The following is a 16,841-nucleotide window of genomic DNA, read 5'->3' on the forward strand; positions in this document are numbered from 1 at the left end:
GGGCGCCTTTATTTGCAAAACCGAGGCCGTTGTACACGACTGCACACCAAATTCAATGCTGGTAGCGCCCGAACCGCGTGGTGTGGCAATGCTGTCGGAGATTGGACCGTGTCGACAGGGGCAGGCGGGGCGGTCCGCTATTTGCGAAAGCTGTCCAGCCGAACGATCTCGGCCTCTTTGTGGGATGGGTCCTGGGCGTCAGCGTCCGTGTCGGGCGCATCGCGTTCCGGGTCGGCGACGGGCGCGGCCTCTTCCGCGATCGCGTCCTGATCTCCGGCAAGATGCAGGTCGGGGTGGTGGTCGTCCTGCATTTCGAACCGCAATCCGAATTCCACCGACGGATCAACGAAGGTGTTGATCGCATCGAACGGAATGAACAGCGTCTCGGGCGTGTCGCCAAAATTCAGCGTGACGGAAAACCCGTCCTCGCTGACGGCCAGGTTTTCGAACCAGTGCTGCAAAACGATCGTCATGTCGTCGGGAAACCGATCATGCATCCAGTTCGCAATCTCGACCCCGTCATGGCGGGTGTCGAAATTGATGAAGAAATGATGTTCACCCGGCAGGCCAGACGCCGCGACATCCCCCAAAACCTTGCGGATCAGGTCGCGCATGGCGTCATGCATCAGGTTTCCATAGTCGATGGTGTCGGACATGAGCGGTCTTTCTGCTGTCTGGGTCCAGAATACGGGATTCGGTGGCGATGAAAAGGCGCAAGATGATCACGCGGTCAGCACGAACAACCCCGCGCCAAGGGTCGCCATGATCGCCAGTGTCAGCGGCAGCGAGACGCGCAGGGCAAGCAATAGCAGAGCGGCGGTGCCAGCCAGGCCCAGGGCGGTCGCATTCAGGCTGCCCGGCTCAGGCAGGGTGGGGGCGAACACATTGTCCGCGCGCGTCACATGATCGAAAAAGACATGCAAGGCAAACCACAGAGACAAGTTGGCGATGACGCCGACAACCGCAGCGGTGATGGCGTCCAGCGCCGCGGTCAGCCGGGGTCGGGTGGTCAGCCAGTCCAGATGGGGGGCCGCGACGAAGATCCACAGGAAACAGGGGATGAAGGTGACCCAAAGTGTCATCGCCGCCGCCAACAGTGCAAGAACCGGGCCGGACAGGCCATGACCGGCCATATAGCCCACGAACTCCGTCACCAGAATCAGCGGGCCGGGCGTGGTTTCGGCCAGCCCAAGCCCTTCCATCATCTGCGCGGGGCTCAGCCAGCCATGGGTGGTCACGGCCTCTTGCGCCATATAGGCCAGCACCGCGTAGGCACCGCCAAAGCTGACCACGGCGAGTTTCGAGAAGAACAGCCCGATAGCGGTCAGGCTGTCCGCGCCAAATCCGTGTGCCAGCAAAAGGGGGGCAAACCACAACGCCAGCCAGAGGGCTGCTTGTTTCAGTGTGCGACCCAACGTCGTCGGCTGTGCCGGTCTTGGCGTGGCGGGCAGTTGGCCCGTAGATCCGCCCGCGAAACCAATCCCGATCGCGCCGGCAACCAGGATCACCAGCGGAAACGGCGCGTCGAAGGCATAGAGCGCGATGAACGACGCCATCGCGATGGTCCCGTGTGACCAGTGGCGCAGGGTTTTGCGGGCCAGTCTGAACAGAGCTTGCAAGACCACGATCACCACCGTGGCCTTGACGCCCAGAAACAGGGCTTCGGCCAAGGGCAGTTGCCCCCAACGGGCATATGCCGCCGCCAAGACCAGCATGACCAACGCGCCCGGCAAGACGAACAGCAACCCCGCGATCAACCCGCCCGGCACTCCGCGCAGCCGCCACCCGGCATAGGTGCACAACTGCATGGCCTCCGGGCCGGGCAGCAACATGCAGAAGGACAGGGCATTCAGGAACTGCCGCTCGGTCAGCCACGGGCGGTCCTGCACAAGTTCGCGGTGCATCACCGCGATTTGCGCCGCCGGACCACCGAAGGACATCAATCCGATACGTGCAAAGATGCGGGTGAGCTCGGGCAGGCCGGGCGACATATGCGGTTCGGGAGGAGGAGACACGGGTGGTGGAGGCGAGGGTGGAGGAGGGGACAAGGGCGGGCAAGGCGGCATGACCGGATAGGGCCCTGATCCGCACCCATTGGCAAGGGAAAACCGCCCGGTGCCATACGCGACCAGAGGGGAACACCAAGGCAACGCAGCCCTGCATGCCCAAGGCCTTGAAGGTGACCACCCGGACCACATCCAAGCCCGGCGGCACCACCCGCGCAGTTATCTGCCCACGATACGGGCGCACAGGCGCGTCACCCTTCGCTGGTGTGGGTCAGGCGCAGCGTCAGGCTGCGATCCCTTCGCCTGACAGGCACAGGGCCAGGCTGTCCGGCGGCAGATATCCCAACTGTTCGAAAAAGGTCAGAAAGTCGATCTGGTTATAGGCTTCGACAATCTTGCCATCCGACATACGCGCCATGATCTGGCCGGTGGTCTGCACAGGCTTCTGGTCCGCCAGCGTCACCGCTAGGACGGTGAAGGTCGCCCAGACCCAGTCGCCCAGCTCAACCTCGCGATCAAAACGGACTTCGCTGATTTCGACCTGTGCCAGAACGGCGGCACCCAGGGCATGAAAATCTTCGGGCCCGACACCGAAATCCATCACCCCCTGCGCTTCGAAGTCGGGGGCAAAGAAACGCCCGATTGCATCCAGATCCTGCTGTACCCAGACACGGTCATACCATTGTTTCAGAAGCTCCAGATGGGCCACGTGCTGTTCCTTCCAAGTTCATGTGTTTCGGTTTTCAGACCTCCGAATCTAGGCCAAAAGCATTAAGGAGGTGTAACCGGCAATCCGGGCAACCCGGTCAGGCTGGACATGGGTCAGGCTTGGCGCATGTCTGGGGTACCTGGGGGAAGGTGCAGGCTTCTGTTGCCAGGTGCCTGCGAACCCCGCCTTACGCTGCTAGGCCTAAGGACTTAGGTTTCGGCGACCCGAACTGCTTACGCAGCCAGAGCCATTGCCGGAGCTTTGTTGTCGTTTGCAACTAGCTTAAGTGAACCGATAACGGTGGTATCTCACCGAGACAAAGCAAACCCCTTTAGACGTCCGTCGATCCTGTTTCGCCCCCAGAATGCCCAAACGAAGCATATTGGTGGAGGCGCCGGGTACCGCCCCCGGGTCCGATCCGCTTATTACGAGCGCGTTTATGTCCATAGTCCCGAAGGACAGATCATATGTAAGGGCTTGGAGAGGGATTGAAAAGGGGGGGCTGTACAGTATGCTCGCCCTAAGTAGCTGAAGATTTTCAACCAGCACATTAAGAGAGATACGTTGCCCGCTTTTATTCGACTACTTTGCGACAGAGTGGCGCTGCTTTTTGCGCTCTGGATACCTTACATTGCCGCCGGGTTCGTCTTCTCAGCTCTCTTTGTTTGGCTCAGTAGCCACGTAAACCCCGACCCCTGGGTGTTGCCCGCGATGCAGTTTGCCACCGCGTTGTGGACTATTGTCAAACTTGTACTGTTGGTTCTGTTGATCATTGCTTACTGGCGCGCACTGTTTCTGGGTGAAGAACCACGACTAAAGGGACTGCGCGTAATTCCAAAGGTGTTTCTTGCTGTTTTTTGGCGCGTGTTGCTCATCGCAACGATCGCTACATTCTTTGCGCAGGCGACCTACTATCTGAGCTTTCGCATGATCCAACAGACACTACAGAATGTGCTCAGCGGATCTCAGTATTTGATTTACTATTCCGGCGTTAGCTTTGTGATCTATTCGGTTGGCACCTATCTACTGTCACGTGTTTGTTTGGGGATTGTCTCGATATCAATTGGGCGATCAACGCTTTCGGTCTTAGCTTCGTGGGAAGGGACACGCTCGTTTCGACGTGATATCGTGATCTTGTCTATTCAACTCGGCGCTGTGGTGTCTTTGCTTTACGCAGGAAATGCGACCTTCCAAACGAGCTTAGCGCAACTAGCGCACGGTCATATGCCTGTTTTCGCGATCAATATGGCTTCGAGTGTTTCCTCGGTTCTCGCCTCACTTGTTGTTATTTGGTTTTTGGCCTCTGCGATGGCCATCGCGTATTCTCGGTCTGTTGAGATTCCGACGAAAACCATTGAAAATGTTGATGCTGTGAAAAGATAAACTAACGTCACCGCGTCGACATGCGACTTTGCCCCAACTCAACCGTATACTCAGCCAGCTCGGACAAGATGAGGTCCGCCCGCGACCCATCCGCCCCCTCAATCGCATCCGCCAGCCGTGTATGCAGTGCCACGATCCGGTCCCGATCCCGCTGCGTGTAGGTGATCATGTTCATCAGGGGCTGCATGGCTTCAACGGCGCCCGCCAGTTGATAGGACAGCACCGGATTGCCCGCCCCATCCACCAGTGCGCGGTGAAACGCCACGTCCGAGGCACAGAACGCCTCGTCGGTCAGGCCGGGCTGCGATTGGCGGTGGATCTCGGCGCGCATGGTGGCCACGTGGTCGGGGGTGCGGCGCCGGGCGGACAGGGGCGCGCAGGCCCGTTCCAGCGCATAGCGCGCCTCGCACGCCGTCTCAAAGTCCACGCTGTTCATCGACAGAAGCAGGGTCGAGGTGGTGATCTGCTGGCCATATGCCTCTTCAAACGACATCCGGTTCACGAAGGCCCCGCCAGACGCGCCGCGCTGGGTGCGAATGAGGTTCTGGGCGGCCAACCGCTTTAACGCTTCGCGCACGGTCGAGCGCCCGACGCTGAATTTGTCGCACAGCTCGGCCTCGGACGGCAGGCGTTGATCGACGATCAAATCACCCTCGATGATAGCGTCACGAATGGCCTCGGCGATCTGCTTTGACAGGTCCTGATTGTCGTCCAGATCGGTTTTCACGCAGCGTCACTCCTTAATTGTCTGACAATTGCTTGCCCTGTGGTCAATTGTCAGACATTATCATTCCGACTCGAAAGATGGGGGAACCATGTCCGTTTCGTCAAGGATAAGAACCATGCAGGCGCCGCATTGGCTGGCGCTGTTCGGGCTGATCCTTGTGGGCTGGGGGCTGCTCTATGCGATGGCGCTGCCACCCGACGCGTTGGAGCTGTCACGTATCTATGGTGCCGACTTCTGGCGGTCAATTTGCATCGTGGCGCCGGATCAGGCCGGGTTTGCCGGGCTTTTTGCAATGTGGGCGGTGATGTCTGCCGCGATGATGGCCCCGACGGCGTTGCCCAGCTTTGCGACCTATGACGATCTGATCGCCTCAGGCGCAGGAACACGGCAGGGATTTGTGCAATTGGTCGCAGGCTATCTGGCGGTCTGGCTGGGCTTTGCCGCCATTGCGGCGGTCGGGCAGTTGCTGCTGTTTCGCGCAGGGCTTCTGTCGCCGCTGGGCCAGAGCGTATCGCCGTGGCTGACGGGGGGATTACTGATCGGGGCGGGGGTGTATCAATTCTCGTCGCTGAAGGACGCCTGCCTGTCCAAATGCCGCCAGCCGATGACCTTCTTCATGCAATACTGGCGTGCGACCCGTTGGAACGCCGCCGCGCTGGGCGTGCGCCTGGGGGCACTTTGTCTGGGCTGTTGCTGGGCGCTGATGCTGTTGGGCTTCGTGGGTGGTGTGATGAACCTGGCCTTCATGGGGCTGGCCACCCTGATCATGATTTTTGAAAAACTGCCCGATCTGGGCCGCTATCTGACCCGCCCCCTGGGATGGGCGCTGATCGCGGGCGGGATCTGGGCCTTGTTCCCGGGAGGTTGATATGGACGGAACGCAAGTTGGACAAGTGGAATGGACCATCAAGGGAGAGCTGATTCTGAACTGCAACTGCACGGTCTTCTGCCCCTGTGTGGTCAGCCTTGGCAAGCACCCGCCCACGGAAGGGCACTGCCAGACATGGGGCGGGGTGCGGATCGACAGTGGGCAATATGGAGACATCGACCTGTCTGGCCTGAACCTTGGCCTGATGATCGAGATCCCCGGCAATATGGGGCGCGGGAACTGGAAAGTGGCGCTGTTCGTCGATGATCGCGCCAGTGACGACGCCTATGAGGCGTTGGTGACGATCTTTTCCGGGGCGGCCAAGGGCACAACAGGTCTGTTCCAGATGCTGGTGGGCGAGTTTCTGGGCGCCGAACGCCAGCCTGTCACCTATGAGACCGAAGGCAAAACCCGCCACATCACCGTGGGGCGCAAGATTGCCGGCGTGGTGCATCCCGTGGACGGGGCCAACCCGGACGAGGATATCGTGATCCGCAACACGCAATACTGGATGGGGCCGGACATCACCGTCGCCACCGCCACCAAGGGCAAGCTGCGCGCGCATGGACGGGTCTGGGATTTCGACGGGCGATCCGCCGAGATCTGCCAGATCGACTGGAAAGGCCCGGGGCGCTGAACTCTGCTGAAGGAGAGAGATTATGTTCAAAGCACTTGTGATGGAGCAGGACGAGGCGGGGCTGGCCCAAGCCTCTCTCAAAGAGATATCCGAGGATCAGTTGCCCGACGGCAATGTGACCGTCGCGGTCGAATATTCCACCGTGAACTACAAGGACGGATTGTGCCTGTCGCCCAAGGGCGGGGGGCTGGTGCGTCATTATCCCCATGTGCCGGGCATCGACTATGCAGGCACCGTGGAAGCGTCGGATGACGACCGATACAAGCCCGGCGACAAGGTGGTTCTGACCGGCTGGCGCGTGGGCGAGGTCACATGGGGCGGCTATGCCCAGAAGGCGCGCATTGACGCGGACAAGCTGGTGCCGCTGCCCGACGGTCTGACCACCCGGCAGGCGATGGCTGTGGGGACGGCGGGGTTTACCGCAATGCTCGCCGTGATGGCGCTGGAAGATCACGGGATGAAACCGGGGCAGGGGCCGGTCCTTGTCACCGGCGCAGCCGGCGGCGTGGGATCGGTCGCCACCGCGATCCTTGCCAATCTTGGCTATGACGTGGCCGCCGTCACTGGGCGACCCGATCAGGCGGCGTATCTGAAGGGGCTCGGGGCGTCGTCCATCGTGCCGCGTGAAGAGCTGAACGAGACCACCAAGCGCCCACTTGAGGCCGAGACCTGGGCGGGCTGTGTGGATGCCGTGGGCGGCGACATGCTAGCCCGCGTGCTGGGGCAGATGAAATATGGCGCCAGTGTCGCCGCCGTGGGGCTTGCCGGGGGGGCAGCCTTGCCCGCGACGGTCATTCCGTTCCTGCTGCGCGGGGTGAACCTTTTGGGGATCGACAGTGTCATGCAGCCTTATGACAACCGTCTGCGAGCGTGGCAGCGTATTGCCAGGGACCTGCCGATGGACAAGCTTGAGGCCATGATAAACCCCGCGACTTTGGAAGACCTTCCCGCTCTGGGCGCTGATATCCTGAAAGGGCAGGTCAAGGGGCGCGTTGTTGTGGACGTGAACGGCTGATCGTTCACGCCCCGGTATGAGACGGTTCGTCGCGGCGCGAATTGACGCATTCCTTGTCTTGAATATATCGCGTAGCCCTTGCGGCGGGGCATGTCGCCCCGCCCGCTGACGCGTGGATGGCAATCCCTCTGCCGTGTGCGGGCTCACCCGTTATTCAAGGACAGATCACATGACCAAGTTTTCGCTCAAGACGACCCTGACCGCCGCCGCAATCGGGCTGGCCGGGCTGGCCGGCACCGCCCATGCGGATGACGACGATACCCTTGTCACCATCCTGACCGCGCCTGAAGCACAGACCCAGATGATGGCGATGGTGCTGACGATGAAATCCGCCGAACAAGGTGCTGCGCCGCATGTGATGTTGTGCGGACCCGCCGCCGATCTGGCGCTGAAAGACGCCCCCGAAAGCGCGACCGCCCCGCAAAAGCCGCTGGGCGTTGGACCGCAGCAGTTGATGCAGAAAATCATGGGGATGCCGGGCGCAAAGGTCGAGGTCTGCGCGATCTATCTGCCTAACAAAGGGGCCGAAAAAGACGTGCTGCTGGACGGCGTGAGCGTTGCCGCGCCAGATGCGATGGCAGCCGCGATGCTGGACGCCGACACGTTGATGAGCCTTTAAGCTCACGTCACACAGCCATTGGGGCAGGGCATCACCTTGCCCCTCTGCGCCCTGGCGCCCCGGTGTCGTGCGAAGCCGCGACGCTTGACCCGTTCTCATATGGCAGATAGCCAGAAAGCGTCCGGGGCGACCGCGCGCCTGCAAGCGCGCCCTGTTCCGTCAGGAACCCCACCAGATCTGATGCGAAGGAGCCGCCATGAGCGAGTTGGACATCACTTGGGTGCGCGCCCAGTTTCCGGCTTTCTCGGAGCCGACGCTGCAAGGGCTGGCGTTCTTTGAAAATGCTGGCGGGTCGTATACCTGCAAGCCGGTGATCGACCGGCTGACCCGGTATTACCACCAGCGCAAAGTGCAGCCCTACGGCCCCTATGACGCCTCGCGTCTGGCAGGGGACGAGATGGACGAGGCCCGGACACGTCTGGCCGCTATGATGGGGGTCGATACGGATGAGCTGAGCTTTGGCCCGTCAACCACGCAAAACACCTATGTGCTGGCGCAGGCGTTTCGCCGGTATCTGCCCGAAGGTTCGGCCATAGTGGTGACCAATCAGGATCATGAAGCGAACTCTGGTCCGTGGCGACGGCTTGCGGAGGACGGGGTCGAGGTTCGAGAGTGGCAGATTGACCCCGACACGGGCCATCTGGACCCGACGGCGCTGGACACGCTTCTGGACGACGGAAAGGTCAAACTTGTCTGCTTCCCCCATTGCTCGAACGTGGTGGGCGAGGTCAATGACGTCACCGCCATCTGCGCCAAGGCGCGTGCAGCGGGGGCGTTCACCTGTGTCGATGGCGTCAGCTACGCCCCCCATGGGTTTGTGAATGTCGACGCGTTGGGCGCTGATATCTATCTGTTTTCCGCCTACAAGACCTATGGGCCGCATCAGGGGATCATGGTGATCCGCCGTGCGCTGGGCACGGCACTGCCCAATCAGGGGCATTTCTTCAACGGGGACGTGCTCTACAAACGATTCACCCCTGCCGGACCCGATCACGCGCAGATCGCGGCGTCCGCCGGGATGGCGGATTACTTCGATGCGATGGCGGCACATCACGGGATAACCGGCGAAGCGTCGGCGCGGGCGGCCGGGGTGCACGACCTGATGCGCGCGCATGAGGGGCGGCTGTTGCAGCCCTTGCTGGATTATCTGACCTCGAAAAACTCGGTGCGCTTGCTGGGGCCGTCGCGGGCAGAAGGCCGCGCCCCGACGATCGCGATTGCCACGCAACGCCCGGCGGCCGGGCTGGCCGAACGTCTGGCGCCGCTGGGGATCATGGCCGGGGGCGGCGACTTCTATGCCGTGCGGGCGCTGACGGCGCTGGGCATCGACCCGGCGCTGGGCGTGCTGAGGGTCAGCTTCACCCATTATACGTCTGAAAGCGATGTGGCTAAGTTGATGGATGCGCTCGATCGCGTTCTTTGATAGTAACTAATATCAAAGAGTTGAGCAGAGAACTTAATGTATGTAGCGGGCGCCCTCCATCCCCCGTCATAGGTTTTTGCAGTCGCAGCAGGTGTTGTTGCAGCTGCAAAGCAACCATCTTGTCAGCCACGCCCCCTCCGTCCTAGCCTTGAGCAGGACGGATCGCGAACATTGGGGGGTGATATGATCCTGACCAGCACGGCGGGGCAGACGCATTTGCCACGCTATTTCAGCAATGTGTTCGAGATCGCATGCCGGATGAATCGCGGGCGGCTGGATTTCGTGATGCCGGACGGGCGCCGGTTTCGTGCCGAAGGGGCGCATCCGGGCTTTGTTGCCGAATTGTGTGTGCATGACGCGGATGTGTTCGCCCGCCTGATCCGCGAAGGCGATCTGGGCTTTTGCGATGCTTATATCGACGGCGGCTGGTCCACACCGGATTTGCAGGCGTTTCTGGACCTTTTGCAGGACGACAATGACGTTCTGTATGACGGGTTTCCCGGCCAGATTTTCCTGCGCGCCTATGAACGTATGCGCCACCTGATGAAGTCCAACACCAAAAGCCGGGCGAAGAAGAACATCAGCTATCACTATGATCTGGGCAACGATTTCTATGCGCTGTGGCTGGATGACACAATGACCTATTCCTCGGCGCTGTTTCGCAGCGGGCAGGACAGTCTGGAAAAGGCGCAGGAGCAGAAATACGCCTCGATGATTGACCAGATGGGGGTGGGGCCGGGCGATCATGTGCTGGAAATCGGCTGTGGCTGGGGCGGCTTTGCCGAGCATGCGGCAAGGAAAGGTATCCGCGTCACGGGCCTGACCATCAGCCAGGAACAACATGACTTCGCGGTCGAGCGTATCCGGAAAGCCGGACTGTCCGATCTGGTGACGATCAAGATGCAGGACTATCGCGACGAAAAAGGCCAGTATGACGGCATCGCCTCGATCGAGATGTTCGAGGCGGTGGGCGAGAAATACTGGCCGATCTATTTCGGCACCGTGCGCAAATGCCTGCGCCCCGGCGCGCAGGCCGTGTTGCAGATCATCACGATCACCGAAAAACGGTTTGACGTCTATCGGAAGGGCGTTGATTTCATACAGAAATATATTTTTCCCGGTGGGATGCTGCCGTCCAAGACCGTGCTACGTGCTGAGGTCGAAAAAGCCGGGCTTGCGTTTCGCAACCAGATCGCATTCGGGGAAAGCTATTCGGCGACGCTCAGGCGGTGGCACGAGGTGTTCAACGCGAAATGGGGGCAGGTCGCGGCCCTTGGCTTTGATGACCGTTTCAAACGGATGTGGAACTTCTATCTGACCTCCTGCGCGGCGGCCTTTCATTCCGGCAATTGCGACGTGGTGCAGGTCACGCTGAAAAACCCCGAGTGACGCAGGTGGCACGGGCACAGGTGCATCAACGGGCGTGGTTCACGTGTTACTGCGCGACATTCGCCGTCAAATTTGCCTTAAAATGGCCATAACAACCTGTGAAAACACCGGCTGAACGGCCGATACTGCAGGAGGTCTTGATGCCCACAGCCGCGAAACTGGTTGCTGCCCTGATCCTGTCCGCGACAGGGTGGTTCTGTGCCGAACTGATCAAACCCCTGATGGAAGAAGGCCGCGATCTGTCGAAACTGTCACCGATTTTTGCTTTGGTGGGGTTGTTTGTCGGGTGGAAATTCCTTGGTCCGCGGGCGGATCGGCGGCTGGGCAGCGTGGGGGCCAACGCCTTCACCACCGCTTTGGTGCAGGCCGGCGTTACGTTCTTTATCTTTGCCTTTGCCATCATGATCCAGCAAAGTCTGCGCAAGGCCTATGACGGGCCGATCGAGGCAGTGCAGGATATTTTCATGATCAGCGTGGATTTTTATCAGAAATACGCGACGGGAGAGGTCATGGTCGCGGTTCTGCTTGGTGGGGGGCTGGCGTCGTGGTGCGCCTTCAACGCTGCGCGCAAATGGGGCTGACCCGGTGACGACGATGTTTTTCTATGGCACGCTGTGCCATCTGCCGCTGCTTGACCTTGTGCTGGCCGGTGAACGCTATCGCACGCGCCCCGCAACTCTGCCCCGTCACCGGATCAGTTGGGTCAGGGACCAACCCTTTCCCACCATTCAGGAAGATGCGGACGCGACCGCCCACGGTCTGCTGGTCGAAGGGCTCAGCGACACCGCCCGCGCCCGGCTTGATTTCTATGAGGGCGGGTTCGATTACGCGCTGAAAAAGGTTGCGGTGAAGCCCGACGGCACAACCGAACCCGTGACCGCCGAAGTCTATTTCCCCGCGCCAGGCCTGTGGACGCCCGGTGCGCCGTGGTCTTTGGACGATTGGGTCGCGGAATGGGGCGAGATGACGTTGGAAGCGGCGGACGAGGTGATGTCCTATTTCGGCAAGATCTCGGCGCAAGTGGTTGCCCAGCGGTTTCCGATGATCCGCACCCGTGCAGCCAGCCGCGTGCGGGCGCGTGCCAGCACCACGCCCACCACCCTGCGCGCGGATTTCGGGGCAGGTGATATCGACGTCCACGCCAGCGCGCGCCCCTATGCTGGGTTCTTCACGATGGAGGAGCAGGACCTCGCCTTTCGCCGCTATTCCGGCGAGATGAGCGAGGTGGTCCACCGCGCGGCCTTTGTCGGGGGCGATGCGGTGATCGTCCTGCCCTATGATCCCGTCCGTGACAGGGTGATGCTGGTCGAACAGTTCCGCATGGGACCGCATATGCGCGGCGATCCGCACCCCTGGACGCTGGAACCCATCGCGGGGCGCATTGATGCGGACGAAGCACCGGAAGACACGGCGCACCGCGAAGCACACGAAGAGGCCGGTCTTACGCTTGATCGTCTGATCGCCCTGCCGCACCACTATCCCAGCCCCGGATCGAACACCGAGTATTTCTATACCTTCGTCGCCCTGTGTGATTTGCCAGACGACGCTGCGGGGGTCGGTGGCGCCGAAGCCGAGGCCGAAGATATTCGCAGCCATGTGATCCCCTTCGATCACCTGATGGCGCTGGTGGCCAGCGGCGAAGCGGCCTGCGGTCCGTTGGTCCTTTGCGCGCTTTGGCTGTCACTGAACCGTGAGGCGGTTCGCAGGCGAAGCTGACCTGCGCCCCCTTGAACCCCAATCTGCCAACCCCTACAGATTGTAGGGAAACGCGACACATGGGGCAGAGAATGGATATCAAGCAGGACCTGGAAGCGACCGTCGGCAACACGCCGTTGATTCGTCTGAAAAAAGCGTCCGAGGAAACGGGCTGCGAGATTCTGGGCAAAGCCGAATTCATGAACCCCGGTCAGTCGGTCAAGGACCGCGCGGCGCTCTTTATCATCAAGGATGCGGTGGCGCGGGGCGAATTGAAGCCGGGCGGCACGATTGTCGAAGGCACGGCGGGTAATACGGGCATCGGCCTGGCGCTGGTCGGTGCCTCGATGGGGTTCAAGACAGTGATTGTCATCCCCGAAACCCAGTCCGAGGAAAAGAAGGACATGCTCAGGCTGGCTGGTGCCGAACTGGTGCAGGTGCCCGCCGCCCCCTATCGCAACCCGAACAACTTCGTGCATTACTCGCGTCGTCTGGCCGAGAAGCTGGCCAAGACCGAACCCAACGGCGTGATCTGGGCCAATCAGTTCGACAATACCGCCAACCGCGACGCGCATATTGAAACGACCGGTCCCGAAATCTGGCAGCAAACCGACGGCAAGGTCGACGGGTTCGTCTGCGCAGTCGGGTCGGGCGGCACACTGGCGGGTGTCGGCATGGCCTTGCAGCCCAAAGGCGTCAAGATTGGCATCGCCGATCCGATGGGCGCGGGTCTTTACAGCTATTACACCACCGGTGAGATCGCGATGGAGGGCAGTTCGATCGCCGAGGGGATCGGGCAGGTGCGGATCACCAGGAACCTTGAAGGGTTCACCCCCGACATGGCCTGGCAGGTGCCCGACGAAGAGGCGCTGCCCATCGTCTTTGACCTGTTGCAGGACGAGGGGCTGTGCCTTGGCGGGTCATCCGGGATCAACGTGGCCGGCGCCATCCGCATGGCGAAAGAGATGGGGCCGGGGCATACGATTGTCACCATCCTGTGCGACTATGGCACCCGCTATCAGTCGAAACTGTTCAACCCCGATTTCCTGCGGGAAAAGGAACTGCCGGTGCCGGGTTGGCTGGATCGTGGCCCCGTGTTGCTGCCCGAGGTGTTTGAGGAGGTCGAATGACCCGCCTTCTGACGGCCGTATTGGCGGCCTTTCTGCTGATTGTCACCGCGTTTGGGGTGCTGGCTCAGGACGGGGCCGAGCCGGAGGCCGAGCGCCCCCCGGCCTATGTGGTTCGCGATGACGGATCCCCGGATTACGCAGCATGGGATCGAGTCGCGGACCGTGCCGAACAGGCCATCGAGCAAGACCGCGTCTCGGACAAGGTTCTGGATGATCTGCGGCAGGAACTGACCGACTGGCGCAACCTGTTCAGCGATGCGCAGAAGGAAAACTCGCTCCGCATCGACACGCTGAAGACGCAATTGTCGACCCTGGGACCGGAACCGGAAACCCCCGGATCGGAACCAGCGGTCCTGACCCAAAGACGCAGCGAGTTGACGACCAAGCTGAACGCCGCGCGCTTGCCCGTGCAGGAGGCGGAAGAAGCCCATTCGCGCGCGGATGTGCTGATCCGCGAGATTGACGCGCTGATGCGGTCGCGCCAGACCGATCAGATGTTGGCGCTGGGTCCAAGTCCGATCAACCCGGCGCTTTGGCCGCAGGCGTATAACGATCTGAAAACGACCCTCGGTCTTGCCGTCTCCGAGATACGCGAAAGCTGGGGCAGCGATGCGCAACGGCAGGATCTTCGCTCGGACCTGCCGCTGACCTTGCTGTTTCTGGTGATTGCCATCCTGCTTCTGGTGCGCAGTCGGGTCTGGATCATGCAGCTTGGCGACATGGCGCGCGCCCGGCGGCGTGGATCGGCGCGAGGTGTGATCGGCTTTATCGTTTCAATCGGGCAGGTGCTTGCGCCGATGGTCGGGATATTCGTCCTGATGGTGGCGCTGAACCTTGCGGGCGTTCTGGGCCTGCGTGGGCAGGTGATTGCGGATGTGCTGCCCTGGTTCGGGTTCAGCCTGTTCAGCAGTCTTTGGATCGGCACCCGCCTGTTTGCCACGGAAGGCGGTGGCACGCCTTTGATCGACATGCCGCGCGCCGCGCTGCGCACGGAGGCGCGTGTCAACGTGGCGCTTCTGGGGATGCTTCTGGGCTTCTGGCCGATCCTGACTGACCTGTCGGCACAAGAAGGCTATTCCGCTGGCACGTTTTCGGTGCTGGCCTTCCCCGCCATCCTTGCCACCGGATATCTGCTGATGCGGGTGGGCCGGACCCTGAACAATCACATCAAGCTGCACGCCGAAGGGGACAGCCGAACCTTCCGGGAGCGTGCCGTTCTGCTGATGGGCCGCGCCTGTGCGCTGGTTGGGATCGTCACCCCGGTGCTGGCGGCCATCGGCTATACGACGCTGGCCACATCGCTGCTGTTTCCGATGGTCCTGACCATGGGCATGATTTCGGTGCTGGCGTTGGTGCATGTGTTCTTGATCAGCCTCTATGGCACCGTGCGCAAGATCGACGAAACCGAGGCCGATCAGGCCCTTCTGCCGGTGCTGATGACATCGGTACTGGTGTTGTTGTCGCTGCCGATCCTGGCGCTGATCTGGGGGGTGCGGCCGACCGAGTTGTCGGAGCTCTGGGCCACCTTCCAGCAAGGCTTCCAACTGGGCGAAGCGCGCGTGACGCCTCGCACGTTCATGGTCTTCGCACTGATCTTCGGCATTGGCTACGTGGCCACGCGGGTGATGCAATCGGCCCTGCGCAGTTCGATCCTGCCGAAAACGCGGCTGGACAAGGGCGGTCAGAACGCCATCGCGGTCGGCGTTGGGTATCTGGGGATTTTCCTTGCCGCGGTGATCGCCATTACGACGGCGGGCATCGACCTTAGCTCGATCGCGATCATCGCCGGTGCCTTGTCAGTCGGCATCGGATTCGGCCTGCAGACCATCGTGTCCAATTTCGTGTCGGGCATCATCCTGCTGATAGAACGCCCGATTTCCGAAGGCGACTGGATCGAGGTCGGCGGACAGATGGGTTATGTGCGCGACATATCCGTGCGCGCGACCCGGATCGAAACCTTCGACCGCACCGACGTGATCCTGCCCAACAGTGACCTTGTGTCAGGGGTGGTGACGAACTTCACGCGCGGCAATTCGATCGGGCGGGTGATCATTCCGGTCGGTGTGGCCTATGGGTCCGATACGCGGCGCATCGAAGCCATATTGCACGAGATTGCCGAAAACCACCCGATGGTCACGGTGGATCCGCCCCCGTCCGTGGTGTTTCAGGGCTTTGGCGCCGATAGCCTGAATTTCGAAATCCGTGCGATCCTGAGCGATGTCAATTTCATGTTGAGCGTGAAGAGCGAGATCAACCACGAAATCGCCCACCGCTTCGCCGAGGAAGGGATCGAGATCCCGTTTGCACAGCGCGACATCTGGCTGCGCAACCCCGAGGCGCTGACCGGCGCCGCCCCGGCCAAACCGGCCGAGGCCAAGGACACGGAAGTCGCCCCCAGACCAGAGGCGGCAACGCCCGCCGCATCCACCGAGATGCTGACCAGCGAAGACATGGATGACGCCAGCGGCGAGGACGGCGATGACTGAGGCCCTGTTTCGTCAGGACGCTTATCTGCAGCAGGCCTCGGCCCATGTCGTTGCGCACGCGGCGCGGGGCGTGGTTCTGGACCGGTCGCTGTTCTATCCGAATGGCGGCGGGCAGCCGGGGGATCGCGGCAGCCTGCGCTGGGAGGGCGGGGCGATGGAGGTGGTCGACACGCTGAAAGGTGACGGCGAAGACATTGCTCTTGTCCCGCAAGACGGTGCGGACCTGCCCCCTGTGGGCACGCAGGTCATGCAATCGCTCGACTGGGAACTGCGCCTGCGTCACATGCGGATGCACACCGCGTTGCATTTGCTGTCCGTGGTCATTCCCTTGCCCGTGACCGGTGGCCAGATCGGGTCGGTGAAATCGCGTCTGGATTTCGCCATGGAAGAGCCGCCCGAGGACAAGCAGGCGCTGGAGGATGCGCTGAACGCGCTGATCGCCCGTGATCTTGAGGTCAGCGAGCGTTGGATCACCGACGCCGAACTGGATGCCAATCCCGGTCTGGTAAAAACCATGTCCGTTCAACCCCCGAAAGGGGCAGGGCGCGTGCGTCTGGTGCGGATCGGCACGGCTGAGGAGCAGACCGACCTGCAACCCTGCGGTGGCACCCATGTGCGCCGCACGTCCGTGATCGGGCCGGTGCGGTTCGGCAAGGTCGAAAAGAAAAGCCGCCTGAACCGGCGATTCAGCATCCACCTGGCGGACTGATTCGAGCCAAATCCGCCAACGCCTTCGCCATACAGGCCCGTCCGG

At 61.5% G+C, this 16,841-nt stretch carries 16 protein-coding genes and 1 other RNA gene; 12 read left to right on the forward strand and 5 right to left on the reverse strand.

The features are described from left to right. Nucleotides 1-137 precede the first annotated feature (137 nt). The 4 genes from IE188_RS06480 to ssrA all read right to left on the reverse strand — a co-directional run bounded on the left by IE188_RS06480 (nt 138) and on the right by ssrA (nt 3,214). A complete protein-coding gene (locus IE188_RS06480) occupies nt 138-656 on the reverse strand; it encodes an SspB family protein (protein WP_191285647.1) in 519 nt (172 codons plus the stop codon). Nucleotides 657-722: 66 nt separating this feature from the next. Beyond that, nucleotides 723-1,991: a chromate efflux transporter gene (chrA, locus tag IE188_RS06485; RefSeq protein ID WP_191285648.1), complete on the reverse strand. Its 1,269-nt coding sequence runs from the start codon at nt 1,989-1,991 to the stop codon at nt 723-725. A 298-nt stretch (nt 1,992-2,289) separates the two neighbouring features. Then, on the reverse strand, nt 2,290-2,715 hold the full coding sequence (locus IE188_RS06490) for an ester cyclase (protein ID WP_191285649.1): 426 nt from the start codon (nt 2,713-2,715) through the stop codon (nt 2,290-2,292). A gap of 148 nt (nt 2,716-2,863) precedes the next feature. Then, nucleotides 2,864-3,214: a transfer-messenger RNA gene (gene ssrA / locus IE188_RS06495) on the reverse strand. 65 nt (nt 3,215-3,279) lie between these two features. On the opposite strand from ssrA, the gene IE188_RS06500 reads away from it, so the two are divergent. Continuing rightward, nucleotides 3,280-4,098: a hypothetical protein gene (locus IE188_RS06500; RefSeq protein WP_191285650.1), complete on the forward strand. Its 819-nt coding sequence runs from the start codon at nt 3,280-3,282 to the stop codon at nt 4,096-4,098. Nucleotides 4,099-4,105: 7 nt separating this feature from the next. Here the strand turns inward: IE188_RS06500 and IE188_RS06505 are convergent, their stop codons facing one another. Continuing rightward, complete coding sequence (locus tag IE188_RS06505; RefSeq protein WP_191285651.1) at nt 4,106-4,825, reverse strand: FadR/GntR family transcriptional regulator; 720 nt, start codon at nt 4,823-4,825, stop codon at nt 4,106-4,108. A 115-nt stretch (nt 4,826-4,940) separates the two neighbouring features. Here IE188_RS06505 and IE188_RS06510 point away from each other — a divergent pair, with 115 nt between their 5' ends. The 11 genes from IE188_RS06510 (at nt 4,941) to IE188_RS06560 (ending at nt 16,796) form a co-directional block, all read left to right on the forward strand. Beyond that, on the forward strand, nt 4,941-5,693 hold the full coding sequence (locus tag IE188_RS06510) for a DUF2182 domain-containing protein (RefSeq protein ID WP_191285652.1): 753 nt from the start codon (nt 4,941-4,943) through the stop codon (nt 5,691-5,693). Between the two features lies 1 nt (nt 5,694). Further along, nucleotides 5,695-6,330 carry a DUF1326 domain-containing protein gene (locus IE188_RS06515; protein WP_191285653.1) on the forward strand — a complete coding sequence of 212 codons (636 nt, stop codon included), beginning with the start codon at nt 5,695-5,697 and terminating at the stop codon, nt 6,328-6,330. A gap of 22 nt (nt 6,331-6,352) precedes the next feature. Then, a complete protein-coding gene (acuI, locus tag IE188_RS06520) occupies nt 6,353-7,345 on the forward strand; it encodes an acryloyl-CoA reductase (RefSeq protein WP_191285654.1) in 993 nt (330 codons plus the stop codon). A gap of 169 nt (nt 7,346-7,514) precedes the next feature. Further along, nucleotides 7,515-7,964, forward strand: a complete 450-nt coding sequence (locus tag IE188_RS06525; protein ID WP_191285655.1) for a DsrE family protein — start codon at nt 7,515-7,517, stop codon at nt 7,962-7,964. Between the two features lie 196 nt (nt 7,965-8,160). Next, nucleotides 8,161-9,387, forward strand: a complete 1,227-nt coding sequence (locus tag IE188_RS06530) for an aminotransferase class V-fold PLP-dependent enzyme (RefSeq protein WP_191285656.1) — start codon at nt 8,161-8,163, stop codon at nt 9,385-9,387. Nucleotides 9,388-9,570: 183 nt separating this feature from the next. After that, nucleotides 9,571-10,776 (forward strand): SAM-dependent methyltransferase, encoded by a 1,206-nt coding sequence (locus IE188_RS06535; RefSeq protein ID WP_191285657.1) that lies wholly within the window; start codon nt 9,571-9,573, stop codon nt 10,774-10,776. Between the two features lie 140 nt (nt 10,777-10,916). Next, nucleotides 10,917-11,357, forward strand: coding sequence for a TrgA family protein (locus IE188_RS06540; protein ID WP_191285658.1), 441 nt, complete (start codon nt 10,917-10,919; stop codon nt 11,355-11,357). Nucleotides 11,358-11,370: 13 nt separating this feature from the next. After that, on the forward strand, nt 11,371-12,492 hold the full coding sequence (locus IE188_RS06545; protein WP_229836621.1) for an NUDIX domain-containing protein: 1,122 nt from the start codon (nt 11,371-11,373) through the stop codon (nt 12,490-12,492). A gap of 71 nt (nt 12,493-12,563) precedes the next feature. Then, complete coding sequence (locus IE188_RS06550; RefSeq protein ID WP_191285660.1) at nt 12,564-13,601, forward strand: cysteine synthase A; 1,038 nt, start codon at nt 12,564-12,566, stop codon at nt 13,599-13,601. Further along, complete coding sequence (locus IE188_RS06555) at nt 13,598-16,087, forward strand: DUF3772 domain-containing protein (RefSeq protein WP_191285661.1); 2,490 nt, start codon at nt 13,598-13,600, stop codon at nt 16,085-16,087. The genes IE188_RS06550 and IE188_RS06555 overlap by 4 nt, the downstream gene beginning before the upstream one ends. Continuing rightward, complete coding sequence (locus tag IE188_RS06560) at nt 16,080-16,796, forward strand: alanyl-tRNA editing protein (protein ID WP_191285662.1); 717 nt, start codon at nt 16,080-16,082, stop codon at nt 16,794-16,796. The genes IE188_RS06555 and IE188_RS06560 overlap by 8 nt, the downstream gene beginning before the upstream one ends. Nucleotides 16,797-16,841: the final 45 nt, after the last annotated feature.

This window comes from Aliiroseovarius zhejiangensis, from assembly GCF_014656375.1.
Classification (GTDB): domain Bacteria; phylum Pseudomonadota; class Alphaproteobacteria; order Rhodobacterales; family Rhodobacteraceae; genus Aliiroseovarius; species Aliiroseovarius zhejiangensis.

Bases quoted from the DNA above. Each gene is read 5' to 3' on its own strand.
- IE188_RS06550 (WP_191285660.1), top strand. From the start codon at position 12,564: ATGGATATCAAGCAGGACCTGGAAGCGACCGTCGGCAACACGCCGTTG.
- IE188_RS06545 (WP_229836621.1), top strand. From the start codon at position 11,371: ATGTTTTTCTATGGCACGCTGTGCCATCTGCCGCTGCTTGACCTTGTG.
- IE188_RS06555 (WP_191285661.1), top strand. From the start codon at position 13,598: ATGACCCGCCTTCTGACGGCCGTATTGGCGGCCTTTCTGCTGATTGTC.
- IE188_RS06525 (WP_191285655.1), top strand. From the start codon at position 7,515: ATGACCAAGTTTTCGCTCAAGACGACCCTGACCGCCGCCGCAATCGGG.
- IE188_RS06535 (WP_191285657.1), top strand. From the start codon at position 9,571: ATGATCCTGACCAGCACGGCGGGGCAGACGCATTTGCCACGCTATTTC.
- IE188_RS06510 (WP_191285652.1), top strand. From the start codon at position 4,941: ATGCAGGCGCCGCATTGGCTGGCGCTGTTCGGGCTGATCCTTGTGGGC.
- IE188_RS06530 (WP_191285656.1), top strand. From the start codon at position 8,161: ATGAGCGAGTTGGACATCACTTGGGTGCGCGCCCAGTTTCCGGCTTTC.
- IE188_RS06480 (WP_191285647.1), bottom strand. From the start codon at position 656: ATGTCCGACACCATCGACTATGGAAACCTGATGCATGACGCCATGCGC.
- acuI (WP_191285654.1), top strand. From the start codon at position 6,353: ATGTTCAAAGCACTTGTGATGGAGCAGGACGAGGCGGGGCTGGCCCAA.
- IE188_RS06560 (WP_191285662.1), top strand. From the start codon at position 16,080: ATGACTGAGGCCCTGTTTCGTCAGGACGCTTATCTGCAGCAGGCCTCG.
- chrA (WP_191285648.1), bottom strand. From the start codon at position 1,991: ATGTCGCCCGGCCTGCCCGAGCTCACCCGCATCTTTGCACGTATCGGA.
- IE188_RS06515 (WP_191285653.1), top strand. From the start codon at position 5,695: ATGGACGGAACGCAAGTTGGACAAGTGGAATGGACCATCAAGGGAGAG.
- IE188_RS06540 (WP_191285658.1), top strand. From the start codon at position 10,917: ATGCCCACAGCCGCGAAACTGGTTGCTGCCCTGATCCTGTCCGCGACA.